Source organism: Streptomyces sp. WMMC940, from assembly GCF_027460265.1.
In the GTDB taxonomy this organism is placed as follows: Bacteria; Actinomycetota; Actinomycetes; order Streptomycetales; family Streptomycetaceae; genus Streptomyces.
Window position 1 is genome coordinate 1,494,382 of record NZ_JAPZBC010000001.1, and the last position, 22,682, is coordinate 1,517,063.

At 72.8% G+C, this 22,682-nt stretch carries 16 protein-coding genes; 3 read left to right on the forward strand and 13 right to left on the reverse strand.

Annotated features, from left to right (window positions below):
* Positions 1–68 precede the first annotated feature (68 nt).
* On the reverse strand, positions 69–1,268 hold the full coding sequence (mgt, locus tag O7595_RS06625) for a macrolide-inactivating glycosyltransferase (RefSeq protein WP_269727797.1): 1,200 nt from the start codon (positions 1,266–1,268) through the stop codon (positions 69–71).
* A gap of 172 nt (positions 1,269–1,440) precedes the next feature.
* Here mgt and O7595_RS06630 point away from each other — a divergent pair, with 172 nt between their 5' ends.
* Positions 1,441–2,292 (forward strand): phosphotransferase enzyme family protein, encoded by an 852-nt coding sequence (locus O7595_RS06630; RefSeq protein ID WP_269727798.1) that lies wholly within the window; start codon positions 1,441–1,443, stop codon positions 2,290–2,292.
* 63 nt (positions 2,293–2,355) lie between these two features.
* On the opposite strand, the gene O7595_RS06635 is transcribed toward O7595_RS06630, so the two are convergent.
* From O7595_RS06635 to O7595_RS06655, 4 genes are all read right to left on the reverse strand, one after another.
* Positions 2,356–3,069 carry an exonuclease domain-containing protein gene (locus O7595_RS06635; RefSeq protein ID WP_269727799.1) on the reverse strand — a complete coding sequence of 238 codons (714 nt, stop codon included), beginning with the start codon at positions 3,067–3,069 and terminating at the stop codon, positions 2,356–2,358.
* Positions 3,070–3,382: 313 nt separating this feature from the next.
* Entirely contained in the window at positions 3,383–4,627 is a 1,245-nt protein-coding gene (locus O7595_RS06645; RefSeq protein WP_269727800.1) for an SAV2148 family HEPN domain-containing protein, read from the reverse strand.
* 99 nt (positions 4,628–4,726) lie between these two features.
* Positions 4,727–6,277, reverse strand: coding sequence for a copper amine oxidase (locus O7595_RS06650; protein ID WP_269727801.1), 1,551 nt, complete (start codon positions 6,275–6,277; stop codon positions 4,727–4,729).
* Positions 6,278–6,287: 10 nt separating this feature from the next.
* Positions 6,288–7,091, reverse strand: a complete 804-nt coding sequence (locus tag O7595_RS06655; RefSeq protein ID WP_269727802.1) for a Tat pathway signal sequence domain protein — start codon at positions 7,089–7,091, stop codon at positions 6,288–6,290.
* A gap of 140 nt (positions 7,092–7,231) precedes the next feature.
* On the opposite strand from O7595_RS06655, the gene glgX reads away from it, so the two are divergent.
* Complete coding sequence (gene glgX, locus O7595_RS06660; protein WP_269727803.1) at positions 7,232–9,352, forward strand: glycogen debranching protein GlgX; 2,121 nt, start codon at positions 7,232–7,234, stop codon at positions 9,350–9,352.
* Between the two features lie 145 nt (positions 9,353–9,497).
* A complete protein-coding gene (gene treY / locus O7595_RS06665; RefSeq protein WP_269727804.1) occupies positions 9,498–11,813 on the forward strand; it encodes a malto-oligosyltrehalose synthase in 2,316 nt (771 codons plus the stop codon).
* Between the two features lie 214 nt (positions 11,814–12,027).
* On the opposite strand, the gene O7595_RS06670 is transcribed toward treY, so the two are convergent.
* The 8 genes from O7595_RS06670 to O7595_RS06705 all read right to left on the reverse strand — a co-directional run bounded on the left by O7595_RS06670 (position 12,028) and on the right by O7595_RS06705 (position 22,682).
* Positions 12,028–14,424 (reverse strand): glycoside hydrolase family 65 protein, encoded by a 2,397-nt coding sequence (locus O7595_RS06670; protein ID WP_269727805.1) that lies wholly within the window; start codon positions 14,422–14,424, stop codon positions 12,028–12,030.
* Positions 14,421–15,164 (reverse strand): HAD family hydrolase, encoded by a 744-nt coding sequence (locus O7595_RS06675; RefSeq protein WP_269727806.1) that lies wholly within the window; start codon positions 15,162–15,164, stop codon positions 14,421–14,423. Before O7595_RS06675 ends, O7595_RS06670 begins: the two co-directional genes overlap by 4 nt.
* Positions 15,165–15,352: 188 nt before the next feature.
* A complete protein-coding gene (gene zwf, locus O7595_RS06680; protein WP_269727807.1) occupies positions 15,353–16,804 on the reverse strand; it encodes a glucose-6-phosphate dehydrogenase in 1,452 nt (483 codons plus the stop codon).
* A gap of 3 nt (positions 16,805–16,807) precedes the next feature.
* Positions 16,808–17,839: a phosphogluconate dehydrogenase (NAD(+)-dependent, decarboxylating) gene (gene gnd / locus O7595_RS06685; protein WP_443071577.1), complete on the reverse strand. Its 1,032-nt coding sequence runs from the start codon at positions 17,837–17,839 to the stop codon at positions 16,808–16,810.
* 61 nt (positions 17,840–17,900) lie between these two features.
* The gene (tkt, locus tag O7595_RS06690; RefSeq protein ID WP_269727808.1) at positions 17,901–19,967 is read right to left on the reverse strand and encodes a transketolase; all 2,067 of its coding nucleotides are present in this window, start codon (positions 19,965–19,967) and stop codon (positions 17,901–17,903) included.
* A gap of 443 nt (positions 19,968–20,410) precedes the next feature.
* Positions 20,411–21,277 (reverse strand): universal stress protein, encoded by an 867-nt coding sequence (locus O7595_RS06695; protein ID WP_269727809.1) that lies wholly within the window; start codon positions 21,275–21,277, stop codon positions 20,411–20,413.
* A gap of 186 nt (positions 21,278–21,463) precedes the next feature.
* Positions 21,464–22,099 carry an acyltransferase gene (locus tag O7595_RS06700; protein ID WP_269727810.1) on the reverse strand — a complete coding sequence of 212 codons (636 nt, stop codon included), beginning with the start codon at positions 22,097–22,099 and terminating at the stop codon, positions 21,464–21,466.
* Between the two features lie 4 nt (positions 22,100–22,103).
* Positions 22,104–22,682, reverse strand: coding sequence for a histidine phosphatase family protein (locus O7595_RS06705; RefSeq protein ID WP_269727811.1), 579 nt, complete (start codon positions 22,680–22,682; stop codon positions 22,104–22,106).

Below are 22,682 nucleotides of genomic sequence, written 5' to 3' on the forward strand. Positions count from 1 at the left end.
AGCGAGTACCGCGAGCACGAACGCACGGCGGGCGTGGCGGCCGGGTGCCGCCGCGCCGCCACCCGCCCTCAGGTCTGCGGCAGTTCCGCCTCGATGAGGTCGGCGGCGCGGCGCGTGCCGCCCTCCAGGCGCATCGAGCGGCGGATCTCCTCCAGACGGCGGGCCACCTCGGGGTCTCCCGACAGGGTGAGCACGGCCTCCCGGAGGTTGTCCGCGGTGGCCTCCTCCATCGGCAGACGGCGGGCCACACCGAGTGAGGCGAGCATGTCGGCGTTGCCGAACTGGTCGACCGCCTGGGGGACCGCGACCATGGGCGTGGCGGTGGCCAGCCCCTCCTGGCTGCCGCCCGCACCGGCATGCGTGACGAAGGCGTCCGCCTGCCTGAGGATCGCCTGCTGCGGCACCCAGCCGCGCACCTCGATGTTCGCGGGCACACGGCCCAGTTCCGCCGGGTCCACGAACTTGCCGATCTGCAGCACCACATGCCACCCGGGCAGTTCACCGAACGCCTTCACGCACCCGCGGTAGAAGCCGGGCTGCTTGGTGAAGGCCGAGCCGAGGGAGACCAGCAGCACCTTTCCGGCGTCCGTGGGCCGTCGCCACTCCCCCTGCTCCGTGCGGTCGCCCTGGCAGGCACCGACGAAGGAGTGGACGCCCTCGTCGACCCGGTCGGCGTGCGGCTGCAGCACCCTGGGGATCAGCACCAGGGAGCGGGCCGGGCGGCCGACGAAGGGGTCGGGGTGGACGCCGATCCCGTTCTCCGACAGCCAGGACGCGAACCGGGCGTAGTAGGCCCTGCCTCGCTCGGTGGCCCTGATCGCGGCGGTCATCGGCTCGCCGACCTCCTCCTCGTACCCCTCCCAGGCGACGAGGTTCGGCGAGAGGGAGATCGCGGGCACGCCCCAGCGATGGGCGAGGACGCGCGCAGGATAGGAGGTGATGTCGTGCAGGACGAGGTCCGGCTCGTCCCCCGCGAACGCCTCGGCGAGCTGCGGCAGCGCCTGGATCGCGTCGCTCAGGAACGGCTCGACGTGGTCGATCGGTTCGGTGCCCCAGGCCTCCGGCTCGTCGTCGGTCGGCAGCGTGGAGTTCCAGAGCACCGGTTCCGCGCCCGTCACGGCGACCTTCCCGGCGAAGGACGGCGGGATCGCGTAACTGACACGGTGTCCGCGGGCCACGAGCTCCCGGATCACTTCGATGCTCGGGTTCACGTGCCCGTGGGCGGCGATGGAGAACATGGCGATGTGGGCCCGCTTCACTTCGGTCATGCCCTCACACTAAACGAGACGATACGTCTCGTGCAATCCTGTTCCCGGCCACCGCCTGACACGGCATCAGTCGCGCTGGGGGCGGGCGGGGACCGGGGACACCTTCCTCGTCCAGCCGTTTCCTCAGTTCCTCCCTACCGACCCCACCTGCGAGGATGCAAGAATTCGCGCCATGGACGAGACACGTGCGCGGGAGGTGCTGGCGGCGGCCGGACTGCCCTGGACCGCGGAGCTGCTGGGGCTCGGCGAGAACGCGGTGTTCGCGACCGGCGGCATCGTGGTGAGGATCGGGCGGAGCGCCGAACTGCTGGAACGCGCGGAGCGCGAGCTGGCGGTGTCCGGGTGGCTGGAAGCCGAGGGTGTCCCGGCGGTACGGGCCGCGGAGCCGGAGGCACGACTGGTCGAGGGCCATCCGGTGACGGTGTGGCACCGGCTGCCCGAGGCCGTGCGCCCTGCGGAACCACGTGATCTGGCTCCGTTGCTGCGCCGGGTGCACGGGCTGCCGGAGGCGCCGTTCGCACTGCCGGGGCGGCAACTGCTCGGGGGTGTGGAGCGCTGGCTGCGTCTGGCGGGCGACGCGATCGACCCGGCGGACGCGGCCTATCTGCGGGAGCGCCGGGACGGCTTCGCGGCCGCGGCCGCCGCCCTGACGCCGCACCTGCCGCGCGGGCCGATCCACGGCGACGCGCTCCCCCGCAACGTGCTCGTGGGGCCCGACGGTCCGGTCCTCGTCGACCTGGAGACCTTCTCCTCCGACCTGCGCGAGCACGACCTGGTCGTCCTGGCTCTCTCGCGCGACCGCTACGGGCTCGACCCGGCGGCGTACGACGCGTTCATCGACGCCTACGGGTGGGACGTCCGGGCGTGGGGCGGCTGCGCGGTCCTGCGCGGCGCCCGGGAGACGGCGAGCTGCGCCTGGGTGGCGCAGCACGCGCCCACGAACCCCCGTGCCCTCGCCGAGTTCCGCCGCCGTGTCGCGTCGCTGCGCGCGGACGACCCCGAGGTGCGCTGGCACCCGTTCTGACGCTCCCCGCTCCCGCTCCTCGGCCGCGGGCCGGCCGGCACGGCAGCCCTCGACCCGCCCCGGTCATCGGCTCCGCGGAATGACCGGCCAGGCCGACTCGACGACCGCCGTCGGGTTCGTGGTCCGCCGCAGGTACTCCTGCAGTGAGGCGGACTGCGCGGCAGCCGCACGCACTTGGAGGTCGTGCAAGGCCGTCAGGGACATCTTCCCGACGGGCCGGTGCCGCTCGCCCATGCGCCGCACCACGCGGGCCGCAGCCACCGCGTCCGCCCTGGCATCGTGCGCGTCCTCGAGCGGAACGCCGTAGTGCGCGCACAAGGCGTGCAGGGCGCGTTTGCCCTTCCGGTACTTGTCGACGTGCTTGTCGATCACCAGGGGGTCGACGACCGGCACGGGCACGGTCCCCAGTCGCTCGGTGATCGACTCCAACCCGTGGCGGCGGCACTCGCGGTCCAGCAGCGACAGGTCGTAGCGCGCGTTCATCACGACCAACGGGGTCCCCGAGCGCAGGACCCCGGCGACGGTCTCCACGATGTCCTCGATCGCGGACGCGGCCGGAACTCCGTGCTCGCGGGCATGGGCCGTGGAGACGCCGTGGATCGCGGAGGCCTGTTCGGGTATCACGACCCCTGGATCGAGCAGCCAGATGCGTTCCTCCGAGACGTCCCCGCCCGGCTCCAGCCGCACGACCGCCGCGGTGACGATACGGTCGGTCTCGACGTCCGTACCGGTGGTCTCCAGGTCGAAGGCCGCCAGGGGCCCGGTGATCCAGCTCATCCCGCGGCACCCGCTCCGGCGCGGGCCCCGGCCCGGCGCCCGGCCCCGGGACGAGACGTCCGGGACACGTCGTCCGTACCGACCGCCGCCGTCACGGTCCGCGCCGGCAGCGGGTCCGTGCCCGTCGTCTCCGGAGCGAAGCCCACCAGTGGCTCGCGGTGCCAGGTCATCGTCCCCCCTCGTCCGTCCTGCTGACGGGAGAACTCTCGCACGCGGCACTGACATTCCTTGCACGGGGCCGTCCGCGACGTGCCGCCCCGTGGACGTTCCCCCCGGACCACCGGCGCACCCGGTCGGCCCGGGCGCCGCCTGTTCAGGACACCGGCCGGGAGTCCGCCCAGACCGACTCGAACTCCTCACGGTAGGTCTGGAACAGCCCGTGCTCGGTCTCCTGCCCGGATCTCACCACCGACCGGCCTCCGCCGCGCAGGACGAGCACCGGCGCCTCCATGCCGCGGGCCCGCCGGAGATACGTCTGGACGACGGCGAGCCCGTCCGCCCCGTCCCCGTCGACGAGATAGGCGGTGAAGCGCGGGGTCTCGTCGAAGACGTGGATCTCGAACGCCCCGGGGTCGCGGAGCCGTGACCGCACCCGCCGCATGTGCAGGATGTTCATCTCCACCGCACGGCTCAGCTCCCCCTTGCGCAGGCCGAGTTCGCGTTCGCGGCGCTTCACCGCGCTGCTCGCCGGATTGAGGAAGAGCAGCCGCACCCGGCAGCCGGATTCCGCGAGCCGCACCAGGCGGCGTCCGGAGAAGTTCTGCACCAGCAGATTGAGGCCTATGCCGACGGCGTCGAGGCGCCGTGCGCCGCCGAACAGGTCCTCCGCCGGAAGCTGCCGTTGCAACCGCACGCGGTCGGGGTGGATCGAGACCACGTCCGCGTACCGGTCCCCCACCAGGTCCTCGACCGCGTCGACCGGGAGCCGGTCGGCGGAGGGCACGCCGGCGCCGCTGCCGAGGATCTCCAGCAGCCGCGCCGAGGCCCGTTCGGCCTGGGCCAGCACCGTCTCGTTGAGCGCCCGGTTGCGGGAGACGACGTTTCGCGCGACCTCCAGCTCGTCCAGCGCCAGTTCCACGTCGCGCCGGTCGTCGAAGTACGGTTCGAAGCAGGGCCAGTGCTGGACCATCAGCTCCCGCAACTGCGGCAGCGTGAGGAAGCTGAGGACGTTGTCGTCGGCGGGATCGAGGAGATAGCCCTTGCGCCGGCTGACCTCCCGTACCGCGACGGCGCGCTGCACCCACTCCTGCCCGGCCGGTCCGGCCGCGGCGACGACCCACTCCTCGCCGTGCACGGGTTCGTAGATGGGCCTCAGCACGGCTGCAACCACCGCACGCAGCCGCTGTTCGACCAGATTCAGCCAGATGTACGCCCGTCCTGCCCGCTGGGCCCGGGTGCGCACCTCGCTCCAGGCGTCCGCGCTCCAGTCCAGTTCGGGCCCGATCTCGGATCCCATGTCCACCGGCCGGGCGAGGGAGACGGCGCCCGGCGGCGCGTCGGAGGAGTCCCCGTCGTGACCCGTGTCACCTGGGGGTAGCTCAAGCCCTCCCGAGCTCACCCGCGCACCGCCTTCTGCTCCCGCACACCCGTCTTCAACGATCAAGGAAGGGTACTCCGGGAGCGGGACGCGGTGCAGCAGGATCCACAGGCTCTTCGCTCAACTCCCCTCCCGCGGCGCACCGTTCTGGTCGGCGAGGTCGGCCGGGGTGAGCGGATTCATAGCCGTGACGTCCCTGGGTGCCAGCTGGAAGCCCTGCCAGTGGACGGGCATCGGCTGCTGGTCCTCGTCCCGGGCGATGTGGTGGAAGCCGATGTGGACCCACACGACCGGGTTGGCGAGCGTCTCGCCGTTGACCCATCCGTCCACGCTGTCGGGCGCGTCCCGGCCGCAGTCGAGGGTGTTGTTGCTGGCGAACTGCTCACAGGCGCGGTGCTGGGTGAAGTAGACGTCGTGACGGGTGTAGGGACGTCCGGCGTGCTTGGCGGTCGGGCCGGGCACGATCTCGTAACTGCGGGCGTGGCCGTCGGCGTTGCGGCCCTTCGCACTGACCACGCGCCACCAGCGCATGGCTCGGGCGTCCCCGGCCAGCTCCTTGGTGACGGGGGTCCGGGTGGTCCTGGTCGTGGGGCTGCCCTGGGCGGGGGGCGGGGTGACCGCGGAGTCGTACTGCTCGATCCGGTCCCCGGCCCCGCCGCCGAGTCCGAAATTCAGGCGCCAGAAGACGTTGTGGCTGTGGCTGACGGCGTGGTCCTTCGCGCCCTTGCCGACGGGCCAGCCCCGGCCGTCGCCGGCGTCGTAGTCCCCGGGGGAGAGGCTGCCGGTGGCGCCCACGTTCGCCGACACGGTGCCGTCGGAGGAGAAGCGCCACTCGGTGATGTACTCGTACCAGGAGACCTTGTTGACGGTGTAGAGGAGCAGGTCCCTGCCCTCCTCGTGCCAGACGCCGGTGCCGTCGTCCTTCGCCATCCGGTAGGCGTGGCCGCGGGAGCGGGTGGTGAGGCAGAGCCCGTCGACCCGGCCGGTGTCGGGGACCTTGACGGAGCGGATGGTCCCGCCGGGGCACTCCTCGGGCTTCAGGCCCTGCAGTCCGTAGCCGAAGCCGAAGCCGGTGAGGTCGTCGTACTCGGCCCGCCCGTCGTCGTAGGGGACGTGGACCTGCGCGAGCTTGGCGCTGGTCAGCACCCGGATCGGCCGGGCCTCACCGCGCGGCTGGTAGCTGACGTCGTCCAGGACGAGCCCGGCGGAGGAGTCGTAGCGCCAGCACATCCGCCAGGTGGTTCCGCCGGCGAGCTTCTGCGTGACCCGGTAGGGCGCACTGCAGCCCGGGGCGGGCGGCGGGGTGGGGCCCGCCGGCGGTGCCGCCCCGGCCGCGGTGGGGCCGGCCGCCGTCAGCGCGCCGCCGAGCAGCACGGAGGCGGCCACCACGGAGGCGGCCCTCCGGGCGCGCACCCGGGCTCGGCGCTCCGGGGCGGATGCGATTCCGGCCGCGGGGGCGCACCGGGTGTCCGTGGGGCAGGTGCCCCCTTCCGGGCCGGTACCGTCCTCCGGGCCGGCGACGGCCGTCGCCGCGGTCCGGGCACGGACCGCCGGCAGGGTCCTCTCTCCGGCCGAAGGGGCGGCGGCACCGCCCGGCGTCCCGGTTCCCGCGCCGTCGGCCAGGCGGCTCCGCCTGCGGGCATCCGGATGTCCGTTCCTGTCCATGCGCATGCGAACCCCCTCAGCCGGACGGCGCGACGACGACGGTGCGGGCGCTCAGGTCGACGGCGAGGTCCCTCGTGTCGATCCACGGCCCGCCGGTGATCCTGGCGATGACCCGCACGCACCGGTGCACGCCGCAGGAGCGGAGTCCGGGCGGCACCCGGGCCTCGCGCTCCCTGCGGTACGCGTAGCCGCTGAGCGTGAGCGGCGCCGGCGTGGTCAGATCCGCGCCGGTGGCGGCCCGGTAGTCCGCGCGGAGCCCGGCGCCGTGCGGACTCGCGAGGATCAGCTCGACCGCCTCCCGGAGCTCCGCCCGGACCGGGGAGGGCTGCACGCCCTGTCGGGCGCTGCGGCTCTCGACCCTCCCGCCGGTGACGTCGACGGTCGTCGTGACGAGCCGGTCGGTGCGGTAGTCGTAGTACGAGACGACCGCGCGGCGCGGCGCCGCGGCGGACCCGGCCTCGGACGGCAGGGATTCGGCCAGATCGGTGGTGAGGTGCTGCGGGCCCCGGCCGCCGGCCGCGTTCAGTGCGGTGCGCGCCGCGGGAGCGGCGGCGAGCCGCCGGGCGCGCTCCAGTTCGTCGTCGGTGAGCGGATCGCGTCCAGTGCCCCGCTTCCCCTCCGCGGGGGCCGCCGCGACGACCCCGGGCCCGGGTGGGGGCGGCAGGCCCGGCTCCCCGGACGCCCGCTCCCCGGCGGCGGCCCGAGCAATGGGGCCCGCCTGGGCTCCCGCCGTGTCCGGCAGGGTGACGGCGACCATCGCGGCCGTGCCCGTCACCGCAATGGCGGTGCCTGCCACCAGCTTCCCCAGGTGGCGGCGCATCAATGTGCGCACATTTCCCCCCTCGTACCCGTGGTCACCCGGTAGGACCGTGGTAAGTCCTAGGAGGTTGCCCAACTTTCGGGGAGGATCTGGCCGAAGAGGTCCCCAGCACCCGGATCAGAAGTGGAAGAGTCTTATCTATGCAGGTCTGGCCGGGACAGGCGTATCCACTCGGTGCCACGTACGACGGCGCCGGCACCAATTTCGCGGTCTACTCAGAGGCCGCGCACCGAATCGAGCTGTGTCTGCTCCACGACGACGGCTCCGAGACCGCGGTCGAGCTCCGCGAGACCGACGCGTTCGTGCGCCATGCCTACCTGCCGGGCGTGATGCCCGGACAGCGTTACGGCTTCCGCGTGCACGGACCGTACGACCCGGAGCACGGGCAGCGGTGCAACTCCGCGAAACTGCTCCTCGACCCGTACGCGCGGGCGATGAGCGGCCGTGTCGACTGGGGGGAGGCGGTCTACGGATACCACTTCGGCAGACCGGACTCGCGCAACGATCTCGACTCCGCGCCGCACACGATGGCGTCGGTCGTCGTCAACCCGTACTTCGACTGGGGAGACGACCGCCCGCCGCGCACCGACTACCACCGCACGGTCATCTACGAGGCCCACGTCAAGGGCCTGACGATGCTGCACCCCGCGCTGCCGGAGGAGCTGCGCGGGACGTACGCCGGGCTCGCCCATCCCGAGGTGATCTCGCATCTGACGGAACTTGGCGTCACGGCACTGGAGTTGATGCCGGTGCACCAGTTCGTCAACGACCACCGCCTGGTCGACGCGGGGCTGAACAACTACTGGGGCTACAACACCATCGGCTTCTTCGCCCCGCACAACAGCTACGCCTCCTGGGGCGACCGGGGCCAGCAGGTCCTGGAGTTCAAGTCCGCGGTGCGGGCGCTGCACCAGGCGGGCATCGAGGTCATCCTCGACGTCGTCTACAACCACACAGCCGAGGGGAACCACCTCGGCCCGACGCTGTCGTTCCGCGGTATCGACAACGCCTCGTACTACCGGCTCACCGAGGACCGGCGGTACTACATGGACACGACCGGCACCGGCAACTCGATGCTGATGCGCTCCCCGCACGTCCTCCAGCTGATCATGGACTCGCTGCGGTACTGGGTCACCGAGATGCACGTCGACGGCTTCCGCTTCGACCTGGCGGCGACCCTCGCACGGCAGTTCCACGAGGTGGACCGGCTGTCGTCGTTCTTCGACCTGGTCCAGCAGGACCCGGTGGTCAGCCAGGTGAAGCTGATCGCCGAGCCGTGGGACCTCGGCGAGGGCGGCTACCAGGTGGGCCGGTTCCCGCCGCTGTGGACGGAGTGGAACGGCATGTACCGGGACACGGTGCGGGACCTGTGGCGCGGGGAGCCTCGCACCCTCGCCGAGTTCGCGTCCCGGCTGACCGGCTCCTCCGACCTGTACCAGGACGACGGCCGGCGTCCGCTCGCCTCCGTCAACTTCGTCACCTGCCACGACGGGTTCACCCTGCACGACCTCGTCTCGTACAACGAGAAGCACAACGAGGCCAACGGCGAGGGCAACCGCGACGGGGAGAGCCACAACCGGTCCTGGAACTGCGGCGCGGAGGGGGAGACTGAGGACGGCGGGGTCCGGGAGCTGCGCAACCGCCAGATGCGCAACTTCATCGCGACCCTGATGCTGTCGCAGGGCGTGCCGATGCTCAGCCACGGCGACGAGTTCGCCCGCACCCAGCAGGGCAACAACAACGCGTACTGCCAGGACAACGAGCTGTCCTGGGTGCGCTGGCCGGAGTCGACGGCGGACCAGGACGGCACACTGCTCGCGTTCACGCGCGCGATGGTGTGGCTGCGCCGCGACCACCAGGTGTTCCGGCGGCGGCGCTTCTTCCACGGCCGGCCGGTGGAGGGCACGCACGACGAGCTGTCCGACATCGCCTGGTTCACGCCGGAGGGCTCGGAGATGACGTCGCGGGACTGGCAGGCGGCCCACGCGAAGGCCCTGACGGTCTTCCTGAACGGCCACGCCATCTCGGAGCCGGGCCCGCGCGGCGAGCGGATCTCCGACGACTCGTTCCTGCTGATGTTCAACGCGAGCGACGAGGACCTGGACTTCGCCGTGCCGGTCGACCACGGCCGGCAGTGGCAGGTCGTGGTGGACACCGCACGGCCCGAGGGCGTCCCTCCGGGGCAGGGGCCGAAGGTGGACGCGGGCGAGCGGATCAGGATGATCAGCCGGAGTCTGACGGTGCTGCGGCGGCCGGCGTAGTCCCTGACGGGCGTGGCGCGCCCCGGCCCGGGTCGTCCCCGGGGCCGGGGCGCGTTCGCCGTATCAGGTGAACGTTCGGGCGGTGACCGCCGCCGGTGCGGCGGCCGATGACACAGAGGGCCGCGATCCGGGTACGTACGTTCGCATGACGCCCACCGCCACGTACCGGCTCCAGCTGCAACCGGACTTCCCCTTCCGGGCCGCCGAGGAGGCGGTCCCCTACCTCGCCGGCCTCGGCGTCTCCCATCTGCACCTCTCCCCCGTCCTGGAGGCGGTGCCCGGCTCCCCGCACGGGTACGACGTCGTCGACCACGACCGGGTGCGGGAGGAGCTCGGCGGCGAGGAGGGGCTGCGCGCGCTGGCCCGCACGGCACGCGAGCACGGCCTCGGACTGGTGATCGACATCGTGCCCAACCACATGGCCGCCGTCCCCCGGTACAACCGGGCCCTCCGGGAGGTCCTGCGGGAGGGACCCCGGTCGCCGTTCGCCCGCTGGTTCGACATCGACTGGGACGCGGGCGGCGGGAAGGTGCTGATGCCGGTGCTGGGCGAGCGGCTGGGCGAGGACCTCGGAGCACTGCGGGTGGAGGGGCGGACCCTCCACTACGGCGAGCACGTGTTCCCGGTGCGGGAGGGCACGGAGGAGCTGCCGCTGCCGGAGCTGCTGGACGCGCAGTGGTACCGGCTCGGCTGGTGGCGGCTGGCCCGCACCGAGCTGAACTACCGGCGGTTCTTCACCATCTCCGATCTGATCGGGGTCCGGGTGGAGGACCCGGAGGTGTTCGCCGCCACGCACGCCAAGATCCTGGAGCTGGTGCGGGACGGGGTGGTGGAGGGCCTGCGGATCGACCACCCGGACGGGCTCGCCGACCCGGAGGGCTATCTGCTGCGGCTGGACGAGGCGGCGGGCGGCTGCTGGACGGTCGTCGAGAAGATCCTCACCGGCGACGAGCGGCTGCCGGCGTCCTGGCCGGTCGCCGGCACCACCGGGTACGACGCGCTGTACCGGATCGACGGGCTGTTCACCGACCCGGACGGGGCCGGGGAACTGCTCCGGCAGTACCGGGACCACGCGGCTCCCGCCGGGGACCGCGGCGGCTACTGGGGGGCGACCGTGCGGCGTGCCGCCCACAAGGTGGTGACGCACGAGCTGGCGGCCGAGACCGAGGCCCTGGCCCGGCTGGCCGAGCGGGTCTGCGCGGCGGACACGGCGCTGCGCGACCACGCGCCCTGGGCGCTGCGCACCGCGATCCGCGAACTGCTGGTGCGCGTGCCCGTCTACCGCCCGTACCGCACCGGCGGCGAGTCGGTGGTGACGGCGGACGCGGCACTGCGGGCGAAGGCGGTGTTCGCGGTGGCCCGGGAGGGCGACGCGGTCGACGTGATCCGGGACCTGGCGCTGGGCCGGCTCGGCGACGGCCCGGACCAGCGGGCGTTCCGGGCGCGCTTCGCGCAGACGTCGTCGGCGCTGCGGGCGAAGTCGGTGGAGGACACGGCCTTCTACCGCTACGTACCGCTGCTGTCGGCCAACGAGGTGGGCGGCGACCCCGGCCGGCCGGCGGTGTCCCCGGAGGAGTTCCATGCCTACTGCGCCCGGCTCGCCCGGGACTGGCCGGCCACGGGGACCGTGCTCTCCACGCACGACACCAAGCGCAGCGCGGACGTACGGGCCCGGATCGCGGTGCTGTCGGAGTGCCCGGAGCGGTGGGAGCGGCTGCTGACGAGCCTGGCCTGGGCTCCGGCACCGGACCGGCACTTCGCGTGGGTGGCGTGGCAGACGGCGTCCGGTTTCGGCTTCCCCTACCCGGAGCGGCTCGGTCCGGCGCTGCTGAAGTCGGTGCGGGAGGCGGGGCTGCACACCAGCTGGACCGAGCCGGACGAGGGGTACGAGCAGGCCGTGGAGGAGTTCGTGGAGGCGGGGCCCGCGGGGCCGCCCATGTACCAGGTGGCCCTGTTCGCCCGGGAACTCGACCCGTACGTACGGGCCAACTCGCTGGGCGCGGCACTGGTGCACCTGACGATGCCGGGGGTGCCCGATCTGTACCAGGGCACGGAGGGCGAGTACCTCGCGCTGGTGGACCCGGACAACCGGCGGCCGTTCCGGGAGCGGGGCGAGGACCGGAAGACGGCGGTGACGAAGGCGGCGCTGGGCCTGCGCCGGCGGCGCCCGGGCGTCTTCGGCGAGTCGGGCACGTACGCCCCGCTGACGGCGGAGGGGCCCGCGGCAGGGCACTGCCTGGCGTTCTCCCGCTCTGGCGAGGTGATCACGGCGGTGACCCGGCTGGCGCTGCGGCTGGAGGAGTCGGGCGGCTGGCGGGACACCGCGCTGCCCCTACCGGCCGGGCGGTGGACGGATCTGCTGTCCCCCGGCCGGGAGTTCACGGGCGGCGGTCCCGTGCCGCTGGCGGAGCTGTTCGCCGAGGGTCCGGTCGCCCTGCTGGAGCGCACGGCGGCCGGCTGAGCGGCGTACGGCGCCCCGGGCCGGGTCCGGGGTGCCGTACGGGCACTGAACTGCGGCCGGGCCCACCCCGCCTGAGCGCGCCGGGGCGCAGTCCGCCCCAGTGGGCGACGACCTCGACCCCGGAGATCTCGGGGCGCGCCCGGGCGCAGCGGCGGACGGCGCCTCGGTCGGGTCAGCGCCCCGGCGGGGCCCGGGATACCGCCGGACGACCGGGTCAGCCGTCCGCGCACTCGTCGTCGGCGGGACCGGCGAACGCCCGGTCCGCCGGACGGCGACCCTTGGGCTGCTGCGGCTCGGGGAGCACCGGCACCGCCGGAACGGGGCGCTCCGTGGGACTGCCCGCGGAGAGCCCGACCGGTTCGCCGTGGTGCAGGATCTGCAGCGGGTCCCCGTCCTCCAGGGTGTAGCGGACCGCCTGGGGGCGGACGTCCACCCGCAGTCGGCGCCCCCGCATCAGCACGGTGAACCTCAGGCCGGACAGCTTCTCCGGCAGCCGGGGGGCGAAGCCCAGCCGGCGCACCCCCTCCTCGTCCTGGTGCTGGCGCATGCCGCCGAGGCCGACGACCAGGGCCATCCAGGTGCCGGCGAGCGAGGCGATGTGCAGCCCGTCGCGGGTGTTGTGCTCCAGGTTCTCCAGGTCCATCAGGGCCGCCTCGCCCAGATAGGCGTAAGCGAGCCGCATGTGCCCGGTCTCGGCGGCCATGACGGCCTGGCAGCACGCCGAGAGCGACGAGTCACGCACCGTCAGCGCCTCGTAGTACGCGAAGTTGCGGGCCTTCTCCTCCGCCGTGAAGTCGTCCGGGCAGGTCACCATGGCGAGGACCAGGTCGGCCTGCTTGACGACCTGCTTGCGGTAGAGGTCGAAGTAGGGGAAGTGCAGCAGCAGCGGGTACCGGTCGGGAGAGGTGTTCGCGAAGTCCCAGTGCTGGAACGTGGTGAACCCGGCCGACTGCTCGTGCACGCCGAGGGCCTCGTTGTACGGCACGGCCGTCCGGGCGGCGGCGTCCCGCCAGGCCGCGGTCTCCTCGTCGTCGACGCCCAGTTGCTCGGCCTGGTCGGCGTGCCGGGCCGCCACCTCCGCGGCGGCCAGCAGGTTCCATCGCGCCATCAGGTTGGTGTAGAGGTTGTCGCGGGCGATGGCGCTGTACTCGTCGGGGCCGGTCACCCCGTCGATGTGGAAGACGCCGTCCTGGTCGTGGTGTCCGAGCGAGTGCCACAGCCGTGCCGTGTGCACCAGGAGTTCGAGTCCGGGCCCGCGCTCGAACTCCTCGTCCCCGGTGGCCGCCACGTACCGCGCCACGGCTCGCGCGATGTCCGCGTTGACGTGGAAGGCGGCCGTGCCGGCGGGCCAGTAGGCGGAGCACTCGGCGCCGCTGATGGTCCGCCACGGGAACGCAGCCCCGGCCAGCCCGAGCTGGTGGGCCCGGTCCCGTGCCGCGGGCAGGGTCGCGTGCCGCCAGCGCAGCACCGGGGCGACGGCCCGGGGCGCCGTGAAGGTCAGCATCGGGAGGACGAAGGACTCCACGTCCCAGAACGAGTGCCCGTCGTAACCCGTACCGGTCAGCCCCTTGGCGGGAATGGCCCGCTCCTCGCTGCGGGCCGCCGCCTGGAGCACGTGGAACAGCGAGAATCGCACGGCCTGCTGGATCTGCGCGTCGCCCTGCACCTCGACGTCGGCGCACGACCAGAAGTGGTCCAGGAACGCCCTCTGCTCGGCGAGCAGCCCCTCCCAGCCCGTGCTGCGGGCGGCGGCGACGGCCGCGTCGGCCTGGTCGTGCATGGCCGGCAGCGACCTCTCGGCCGACCACCCGTACCCGACGAACTTCACCAGTCTCAGCCGCTCTCCCCGCTTCAGCGTGGCGGTGACGGTGAGCCGGCTGACGTCCGGCTCGCTCTCCGCGGACCAGGCCGTCCCCTCCGGGCCCTCGACGAGGTGGTCGGCCGCGGCCGCCACCCGCTGACCGCTGCGCCGGGTGCGGTGGACCAGCCGCAGCCCGGTGTCCCGGGCGAAGTGCTCCTCCGGCTCCAGTGGCGCGTCGACGGCGGCGGCGACGCGCGGGTCGCCGGGTTCGCGGGGCATCTGCTCGTTGGCGACCAGTTCGGACTGGACCGCGGCGTGGACGGGCCCGTCCAGCGGCTCGACCTCGTAGGCGATCGCGGCGATCGCACGCTGGGTGAGCGACACCAGCCGCTCGGAGGTGATGCGCACGGAGCGCCCGCCCGGCGAGGTCCACTCCACCGTGCGGCGCAGGACTCCGGTGCGGAAGTCCAGTAGCCGCTCGTGGGAGTCGAGTGCGCCGTAGCGCAGGTCGAAGGGATGGTCGTCGACGAGCAATCTGATGATCTTGCCGTCGGTGACGTTGATCATCGTCTCGCCGGACTCCGGATAGCCGTATCCGGCCTCGGCGTACGGCAGCGGATGGAGTTCGTGGACGCCGTTGAGGTAGGAGCCGGGCAGCCCGTGCGGCTCGCCCTCGTCGAGGTTGCCGCGCCAGCCGATGTGGCCGTTGGCGAGGGCGAAGACGGACTCGCTCTGGGCGAGGACGCCGAGGTCGAGCCCGGTCTCGCGCAGACACCACGGTTCGACCGTGTAGCCGGAGTGGGTGATCATCGCGACTCCATCAGTTCGGCCAGGTCGTCCACCACCACGTCCGCCCCGTGGCGCCGCAGCTCCGCGGCCTGTCCGGTGCGGTCGACGCCCACGACGAGGCCGAAGCTCCCCGCCCGGCCGGCCTCCACCCCGGCGAGCGCGTCCTCGAACACGGCCGCGGCCGCCGGTGCGACGCCGAGGGCGCGGGCCGCGGCCAGATAGGTGTCGGGCGCCGGCTTGCCGTGGAGTCCCTGCTCCCGGGCGACGATCCCGTCGACGCGTTCGTCGAACAGGCCCTCGATACCGGCGGCGGCGAGCACGTCGCGGCAGTTGGCGCTCGAGGAGACGACGGCGGTACGGAGCCCGGCGCGGCGGACGGCGTGCACATAGGCGACGGAGCCCTCGTACGCCTCCACGCCGTCCTCGTGGATCCGGCGGAGGACCAGCTGGTTCTTGCGGGTGCCCAGGCCGCCCACGGTCTCGCGCTCCGGCGGGTCGTCGGGCGTCCCTTCGGGCAGCTCGACGCCGCGGGAGGCGAGGAAGGTGCGGACGCCGTCCTCGCGGGGGCGGCCGTCGACGTACTCGTCGTAGTCGCGGACGGCGTCGAACGGCACGAAGGCGGCGCCTTCGCGATCGGCCCGCCGGCGCAGGAAGTCGTCGAACATCTCCTTCCAGGCGGCGGCGTGGACCTTCGCCGTGCGGGTGAGGACGCCGTCGAGGTCGAACAGACAGGTGCGCACATGATCGGGAAGCCCCAGCATGCGGTCGAGGCTAGGAGGCGCCGGTGGCCGTCGGGGGCGACAGCGGACTCCCGCCGCACCGCGCGTACCCCGAGGGGATGACGTGCCCGGTGCCATCCGGAGCAGCCCGCCCCCCGGGTGTCCGCCGGCCTGCGCGCCCGGAAGCCGGTACGCGCTCGCCGTCGGGCGCGTACCGGCTTCCGGGCGCGTCACCGGCGGCCGGGCAGGCTCCAGTGGTACGGCGCGACGAGGCGGTCGATGCTCTCCGGCCCCCAGGATCCGGGGGCGTAGGGCTCGACCGGCGGCGGGTTCTCCAGCAGCGGGGTGGACACCTCCCAGAGCCGTTCGATGCCGTCGGAACGGGTGAACAGGGACTGGTCGCCGAGCATCGCGTCCAGGATGAGGCGTTCGTACCCCTCGAGCGCGTACATCGTGTTGAACGACTCGGCGTAGCTGAAGACCATCTCCGCGTCGCTCAGCCGCATCGCGGGCCCGGGGTCCTTCACCAGGAAGCGGGCGGCGATCGTGCCCGGGTCGTCGAAGTCGATCACCAGCTCGTTGGTGCGGGAACAGTGGCGTGCGGAGTCGGGGAACATCCGCAGCGCGGGCTCCCGGAAGCCGAGCGTCACGACGTGCCGCCCCGCCCCCAGCGACTTGCCGGAGCGCAGATGGAACGGCACACCCGCCCAGCGCCAGTTGTCGAGTTCGACGCGCAGCGCGACGAAGGTCTCGGTGTCCGAGCGGGGGTCGACGCCGGGCTCCTCGCGGTAGCCCTCGTACTGCCCGCGCACCACGTGGGCCGGGTCCAGTGACCGCATGGACTGGAAGACCTTCTCCTTCTCGTCCCGCAGGGGCTTGGCGGCGAGCGTCGTCGGCGGTTCCATCGCCACGAAGCCCAGCAGCTGGAAGAGATGGGTGACGATCATGTCGCGGAAGGTGCCGGTCCCCTCGAAGAACTGGGCGCGGCCCTCGATACCGATCCTCTCCGGCACGTCGATCTGCACATGGCTGATGTGGTCGCGGTTCCAGACCGGCTCCAGCAGGCCGTTGGCGAACCTCAGCGCCAGGATGTTGTCGACCGACTCCTTGCCGAGGAAGTGGTCGATGCGGAAGACCCGCGACTCGTCGAAGACGGAGTGGATGGTCGCGTTGAGCGCCCGCGCGGAGGGCAGGTCCGTGCCGAACGGCTTCTCCACGATGACGCGTGCGCCGTCGGCGAGGCCCGTCGCACCGAGCATCTCGATGACGGAGGCGAACGCCTTCGGCGGCACGGCGAGGTGGAACAGCCGGCGGGGTCCGCCGCCCACGGCCTGCTCGGCGTCGCGCACGGCCGCCAGCAGCGGCTCCGGGTCCTCGGGGTCGGCGGCCCCGAAGGACAGTGACTCCTCGAACCTCCGCCACTCCTCGCCCTCGGGCCCGGACCTTCCGAACTCGGCGACCGACTCCCGCGCCCTCTTGCGGAACTCGTCGTCGCTGAGCGCCGCCCGGGCGGGCGCGGAGCCGACGATCCGGTAGCGGTCGGGCAGCAGTCCGGCCTTCGCCAGGTGGAAGAGCCCTGGCAGCAGTTTGCGCCGGGCCAGGTCGCCGGTGGCCCCGAACAGCACGATGACGTGGTCGTCCGGCACGGCATCGGGGTGCTCCGCGTGGTTTCCTCCGGTCACGGTTCACCCCGCCTTCTCGGCGTGCCCGCCGAACTCGCCGCGCATCGCGGACAGCACCTTGTCGGTGAACTGCCCCAGCCCGCGCGATTCGTAGCGCTCGATCAGCGCGTTGGTGATGACGGGCGCCGGCACGCTCTCGTCGACCGCCGCCAGGACCGTCCAGCGGCCCTCGCCGGAGTCGGAGACACGCCCGGAGTACGCGTCGAGCTCGGGCGAGCGGGCGAGCGCGTCGGCGACGAGGTCGACCAGCCAGGACCCGACGACCGAGCCCCGCCGCCACACCTCCGCGACCTCGGCCACGTCGATCTCGTACTGGTAGGCCTCCGGCTCGCGCAGCGGGGCGGTCTCGGCGTCGACCGTGCGCGAACGCAGACCCGCGTCGGCGTGCTTGATGATGCTGAGCCCTTCGCCGATGGCCGCCATCATCCCGTACTCGACACCGTTGTGGACCATCTTCACGAAGTGGCCGGCCCCGCTGGGCCCGCAGTGCAGATAGCCCTCCGGCGCGGTCCCGTCGGAACGGGTCCGGCCGGGTGTGGGGGCCGCGTCGCCGACGCCGGGGGCGATGGTGCGGAAGATCGGGCCGAGGCGGGCCACCGGCTCGTCCTCGCCGCCGATCATCAGGCAGTAGCCGCGTTCGAGGCCCCACACGCCGCCGGAGGTGCCGCAGTCCACGTAGTGGATGCCGCCGGGGGCGAGCTGCCGTGCACGGGTGATGTCGTCGCGGTAGTACGAGTTGCCGCCGTCGACGACGGTGTCGTCGGCCGCCAGCAGGGCCGCCAGTTGGTCCAGCGTGGGCTGCACGACACCGGCGGGCAGCATCAGCCAGACGTTCCTCGGCTGTTCCAGTCTGTCGACGAGGTCGTGGAGCGAGGAGGCGGCCGTCGCCCCCTCCTTCTCCATCTCCTTCACGGCGTCGGTGTCCAGGTCGTAGACGACGCAGCGGTGGCCGTCGCGCATCAGCCGGCGCACGATGTTGGCGCCCATCCGGCCGAGTCCGACCATGCCGAGCTGCATGGGTGTGTCCGTGGTCATGGTCGATCTCCCCGTTCTCGGTGGGTGCGGACGGTCTGCGGGACTGCTCGGCGGCGGCCCGTCACGGCGCCGCCTCCCGGCCGGCCGCCAGCAGTCCGCGGGCGGTCTCGGCCACCCGCTGGGCGGTGAAGCCGAACTTGCCGAGCAGTTGTTTCAGGGGCGCCGAAGCGCCGAACGTGTGCATGCCGACGAGGGCGCCCCGGTCGCCGACGTACCGGTCCCAGCCGAAGGTGGACGCCTGTTCGACGCCCACCCGGGCGGTCACGGCGGGCGGCAGCACCTCGTCCCGGTACGCCTGCGGCTGACGGTCGAACAGCTCCCAGCACGGCATGCTGACCACCCGGGCGCCGATGCCCTCGGCCGCGAGCTCGTCCCGCGCCGCCAGTGCCAGGGACACCTCGGACCCGGTGGCGAGCAGGATCACCTGCGGCGCGCCGGAGGGCGCGTCGGCCAGGACGTACGCTCCGCGCGCGACGCCCGACGCGGCCCCGAGCCGGGTGCGGTCGAGCGTGGGGAGCGCCTGACGGGAGAGCACCAGCGCCGCCGGCTCGTGGCGCAGCGCGGCGACGTACCGCCAGGTCTCGGTGACCTCGCCGGCGTCCGCGGGACGGAAGACCAGCAGACCGGGCATCGCCCGCAGTCCCGCGATCTGCTCGACGGGCTGGTGGGTCGGTCCGTCCTCGCCGACGCCGATGGAGTCGTGGGTGAAGATGTGCACGACGGGCAGCTCCATCAGCGCCGACAGCCGGATGGCACCCTTGGCGTAGTCGGAGAAGATGAGGAAGCCGGACCAGTAGGGCCGCAGTTTCGTCAGGGCGATCCCGTTCGAGATGGCGGCGGCCGCGTGCTCGCGGATGCCGAAGTGCAGATTGCGTCCGCCCGGATCGTCGGGTTCCTGGTCCCCCGCGCCGTCGAACGTGAGCCTGGTCTTCGTGGACGGGGCCAGGTCGGCCGAGCCGCCGAGGAGCCAGGGGACGTTCCGCGCCAGGTCGTTCAGCACCCGGCCCGAGGAGTCCCGGGTGGCGAGGCCCTTGGGGTCCGGAGGGAACTCGGGGAGCGCCCGGTCCCAGCCGTCCGGGAGTTCGCGGCGCTGTATGCGCTCCAGTTCGTCGGCCTCGGCGGGCCAGGCGGCACGGTAGTCCTCGAACCGCTTCTCCCACGCGGCGCGCAGTTCGGCGCCGCGGGTGCCGATGCCCTGGGCGAACCGTTCCCGCACCGCGTCGGGAACCCGGAACTCCTCGTCCTCGGGCAGGCCGAGGAAGCGTTTGGCCGCGCGGACCCCGTCGGGGCCGAGCGGTGAGCCGTGGGCCTTCGGGGAGTCCTCGACGGGCGAGCCGTAGCCGATGTGGCTGTGCACCAGCACCAGGGTGGGGCGTTCGGTCTCGGCCCGGAAGTCGTGGAAGGCCCGGGCGACGGCGTCGAGGTCGTTGGCGTCGGCGACGGTGGTCACGTTCCAGCCGTAGGCGAGGAACCGTGCCGCGACGTCCTCGGTGAAGGTGATGCCGGTGTGGCCCTCGATGGTGACCCGGTTCGAGTCGTAGATCCAGCACAGGTTGGACAGCCGCTGGTGGCCGGCGAACGAGGCGGCCTCGGAGGAGATGCCCTCCATCATGCAGCCGTCACCGGCGAGGGCGTACACGTCGAAGTCGAAGAGCGGGAAGTCCTCGCGGTTGTACGCGGCACCGAGCCACCGGCCGGAGAGCGCCATGCCGACGGACGTGGCGACTCCCTGGCCGAGCGGGCCGGTCGTGGTCTCCACCCCGCTCGTCCAGCGGTACTCGGGGTGGCCCGGGCAGCGGGAGTCCAGCTGGCGGAAGGACTTCAGGTCCTCCATCGTGACCGCCGGACGACCCAGCACCTCGTAGTCCGGGTCGACGGCGTGGACCCCGGCCAGGTGCAGCAGGGACCACAGCAATGTCGAGGCGTGGCCCTCGGACAGCACGAAGCGGTCGCGGTTGGGCCAGATCGGGTCCCGGGGGTCGTACCTCAGGAACCGCTGCCAGAGCGTGTACGCGACGGGGGCCATGCCCATCGGTGTACCGGGGTGCCCGGACTCGGCGCGCTGGACGGCGTCCATGCACAGGCCGCGGATGGTGTTCACCGACAGGGTGTCCGGATCGTCGGTCATGAGCGTTCCCCGTTCTCGGCGTGCTCGGCGTGCTCGGCGTTCTCGGCGTGCTCGGCGTTCTCGGCGTTCTCGGCGTGCTGTTCTCTGCTCTCTGCCTGCCTCCTGCGATGGAGGCGGTGGTTTCCGCCTCCTGCGACGGAATCGGGCGGGGCGCGGCGTCCGGCCGGTGCGGGGCCTCGCGCGGCGGACGGACGGGGGATCCGCGGGCCCGGCGGGGTCGGGGTCCTTCTCGCATCGTGTCCACGGCGCCCGCGGGCGGGCCTCACCCGCACCGGGTGAGATGCGGGAGCCGTGGCCGAGGTGCCCGGGGCGGACGGCGCGTCCGGGCGTGGACCGCGCGGGGATGCACGGCGTGCCCGGGGCGGACGGGAACTCCGGACGGATGCCCCTCCCCTGCGCCCGGGTGCCCGGCACGGGCGTCCCCCGTCGGCCGCGCCGGCATGTCAGCCGTGCGGGACCACGGCCACCGGGCAGGCGGCGTGGTGGATGACGGCGTGGGTGATCGAGCCGATGTGCGAACCGGAGTCCGTCCGGCGCCGGCCGACGACGACCAGACGGGCGTCAGCGGCGGCCTCCACGAGCTGTCCGGCGGGCCGTCCGGGAGCCGACTCCTCCGTCACCTTCACGGTGGGGAACCTTTCGCGGAACGGACGTACGGCCCGGGCGAGCGCCGATGTCATTTCGGCCTGCACGCCCGAGTCCGCGTCGCCGCCGGCCCGGTGCCGGTGGAAGAACGGGGCGTTCCAGCCGTGCACGACGCGGAGCGGGGCGTCGCGCCGCGCCGCGTGCTCGAAGGCGTACTCCAGCAGCTCGTCGCGGGCATCGGTCACGTCGAGGCCGAGGACCACCCTGCGCCGAGCGCCGGCGGGCGAGCCGTGCGGGTCCTCGCGGTAGTCCGGCCGTACCAGCACCACCGGCTCCTTGGCCCCTGCGACGACCTCCTGGCCCACGGAACCGATGATGAAGCCGCCCACGCTGCCGAGTCCGTGAGACCCGACGACGAGCTCATCGGCCCGGGAAGCCGCCTCCAGCAGGACGTTCGTGGGCGAGTCCTCGATCTCCTCGGCGGTCATCGCGAGCTCCGGCCTGCGGGACCGTACGCGCTCCTCCATCGCGCCGAGGACGCCTTCGGCCTCACCGGCCCGGTCCTCGTGGGACATCCGCACGGCCTGCGGCTGGTGCGCGATCCATTGGGTCGCGTACACCAGCCGCAGCGCCGCGCCGCGCAGCGCGGCCTCGTCGGCGGCCCAGTCCACGGCCGCGAGACTTCCGTCGGAGCCGTCCACTCCCACGACGATGGGTCGGGACATGCCGTCCTCCTTGCCTCGGGCTCTTGCGAAGGGCCGGACCCGGTGGGCGCGGCCGTCGACGCGAGAGGACACCTGATCAAGAAAGTACCGACTCCGGCGGAACGGCGCGATTCAGGGGATTACGGACAGTGACGGGTCGCACCGGCGCACACGCGCGGGCAACCGCCACCGGCCGTGCCCCTCTCCCTATCCGTGCACGGTCCGGTCCGCGACGACCCGTGCGGGAACTCCGACAGCAACGGTGTACGCCGGTATGTCGCGCGTGACGACCGCTCCGGCACCCACCACCGCGCCGGCGCCGACGTTCACCCCTGCGAGGACGGTCACATGAGCACCGAGCCACACGTCGGACCCGACGACAATGGGACCCAGGTCGTGGCCCTGGTCCCGGATGCGGCGCCCGCCGTCCGAATAGCGGTGGTTACCGCTGTTCACCACGGTGTACGGCCCGATCAGTGCGTGGTCCCCGATCGTGACCGGGGCGGGAGCGGTGATGTTCACGCCTCGGTTGATGAACACTTCGGTGCCGATCCTGATGTTGTGCGGATAGTGCATCGTCACGTCCGGAAAGACGCACAGGAGCGGACCGCACTCGGCGAGGGTGCGACTGTAGAACCAGGAGCGCATCTCGAGGTCCACGCCGACGGACGACGTACGGGCGAGGCGGTCCTGCAGGACGTGCCACGTGTGGGAGCCCCTGGCGACCGAGGGGACCAGCATGCGCAGAGCACCGAACTGGGCCCGTCTCCAGGACTGATGCACTCGGTAGAGAGGCTGCGCGGGCGGCACGCCCCGTTCGTACGCGTCGATCTCCCGTCTCATGCCCCTACAACCGACCGGCCAGAAGCGGACGCAGGTCGAGTTCGATCGGCTGGAGGAAGGGAACTCCCTCGACGAAGATCTCCTCCGCCGTGAGGCGGCCGGTGAGGTACTGCGCGGTGCGGATCCATCCGTTGTGACTCACCGCGACCGGCGACCCGTTCCGACTCGCCTCCGCGGCGTCTCGGAGGAACGACCGGATGCGTTGGAGGAAGGTGTCCAGGTCCTCCCCGCCGGGAGGCGTGAACCGTGGATCCAGGACGCCGCCGAGCGAGAAGGCCCGGGGATGGCGCTCACGCACCAGGTCGTGCGGCTGGCCCTCCCACTCACCGAGGCTGCGCTCCGCGAGTCTGGGGTCGGCTGTGACGGTGCTGGTGGGGAACAGGGCGTGTGCCGTTGACAGGGCCCGCCGAAGCGGTGACGCGAAGACGGGTGCGTAGCCCGCCTCTCCCAACCCGTCCGCCCTGGCGGCCGCTTCCTCAAGGCCCTGTGCCGTGGCCGCGACGTCCTTGCCGCCCATGAAGACCCGGGCACCGTTCGACTCGGTGGGGGCGTGCCGGATGACGGTCAAACGGTTCACGACCAT

What these genes read in the sequence shown, in the direction of transcription:
- mgt (WP_269727797.1), bottom strand. Translation starts at nt 1,268, where the DNA reads ATGACCGAAGTGAAGCGGGCCCACATCGCCATGTTCTCCATCGCCGCC.
- O7595_RS06630 (WP_269727798.1), top strand. Translation starts at nt 1,441, where the DNA reads ATGGACGAGACACGTGCGCGGGAGGTGCTGGCGGCGGCCGGACTGCCC.
- O7595_RS06635 (WP_269727799.1), bottom strand. Translation starts at nt 3,069, where the DNA reads ATGAGCTGGATCACCGGGCCCCTGGCGGCCTTCGACCTGGAGACCACC.
- O7595_RS06650 (WP_269727801.1), bottom strand. Translation starts at nt 6,277, where the DNA reads ATGCGCATGGACAGGAACGGACATCCGGATGCCCGCAGGCGGAGCCGC.
- O7595_RS06655 (WP_269727802.1), bottom strand. Translation starts at nt 7,091, where the DNA reads ATGCGCCGCCACCTGGGGAAGCTGGTGGCAGGCACCGCCATTGCGGTG.
- glgX (WP_269727803.1), top strand. Translation starts at nt 7,232, where the DNA reads ATGCAGGTCTGGCCGGGACAGGCGTATCCACTCGGTGCCACGTACGAC.
- treY (WP_269727804.1), top strand. Translation starts at nt 9,498, where the DNA reads ATGACGCCCACCGCCACGTACCGGCTCCAGCTGCAACCGGACTTCCCC.
- O7595_RS06670 (WP_269727805.1), bottom strand. Translation starts at nt 14,424, where the DNA reads ATGATCACCCACTCCGGCTACACGGTCGAACCGTGGTGTCTGCGCGAG.
- O7595_RS06675 (WP_269727806.1), bottom strand. Translation starts at nt 15,164, where the DNA reads ATGCTGGGGCTTCCCGATCATGTGCGCACCTGTCTGTTCGACCTCGAC.
- gnd (WP_443071577.1), bottom strand. Translation starts at nt 17,839, where the DNA reads ATGACCACGGACACACCCATGCAGCTCGGCATGGTCGGACTCGGCCGG.
- tkt (WP_269727808.1), bottom strand. Translation starts at nt 19,967, where the DNA reads ATGACCGACGATCCGGACACCCTGTCGGTGAACACCATCCGCGGCCTG.
- O7595_RS06695 (WP_269727809.1), bottom strand. Translation starts at nt 21,277, where the DNA reads ATGTCCCGACCCATCGTCGTGGGAGTGGACGGCTCCGACGGAAGTCTC.
- O7595_RS06700 (WP_269727810.1), bottom strand. Translation starts at nt 22,099, where the DNA reads ATGAGACGGGAGATCGACGCGTACGAACGGGGCGTGCCGCCCGCGCAG.
- O7595_RS06705 (WP_269727811.1), bottom strand. Translation starts at nt 22,682, where the DNA reads ATGGTCGTGAACCGTTTGACCGTCATCCGGCACGCCCCCACCGAGTCG.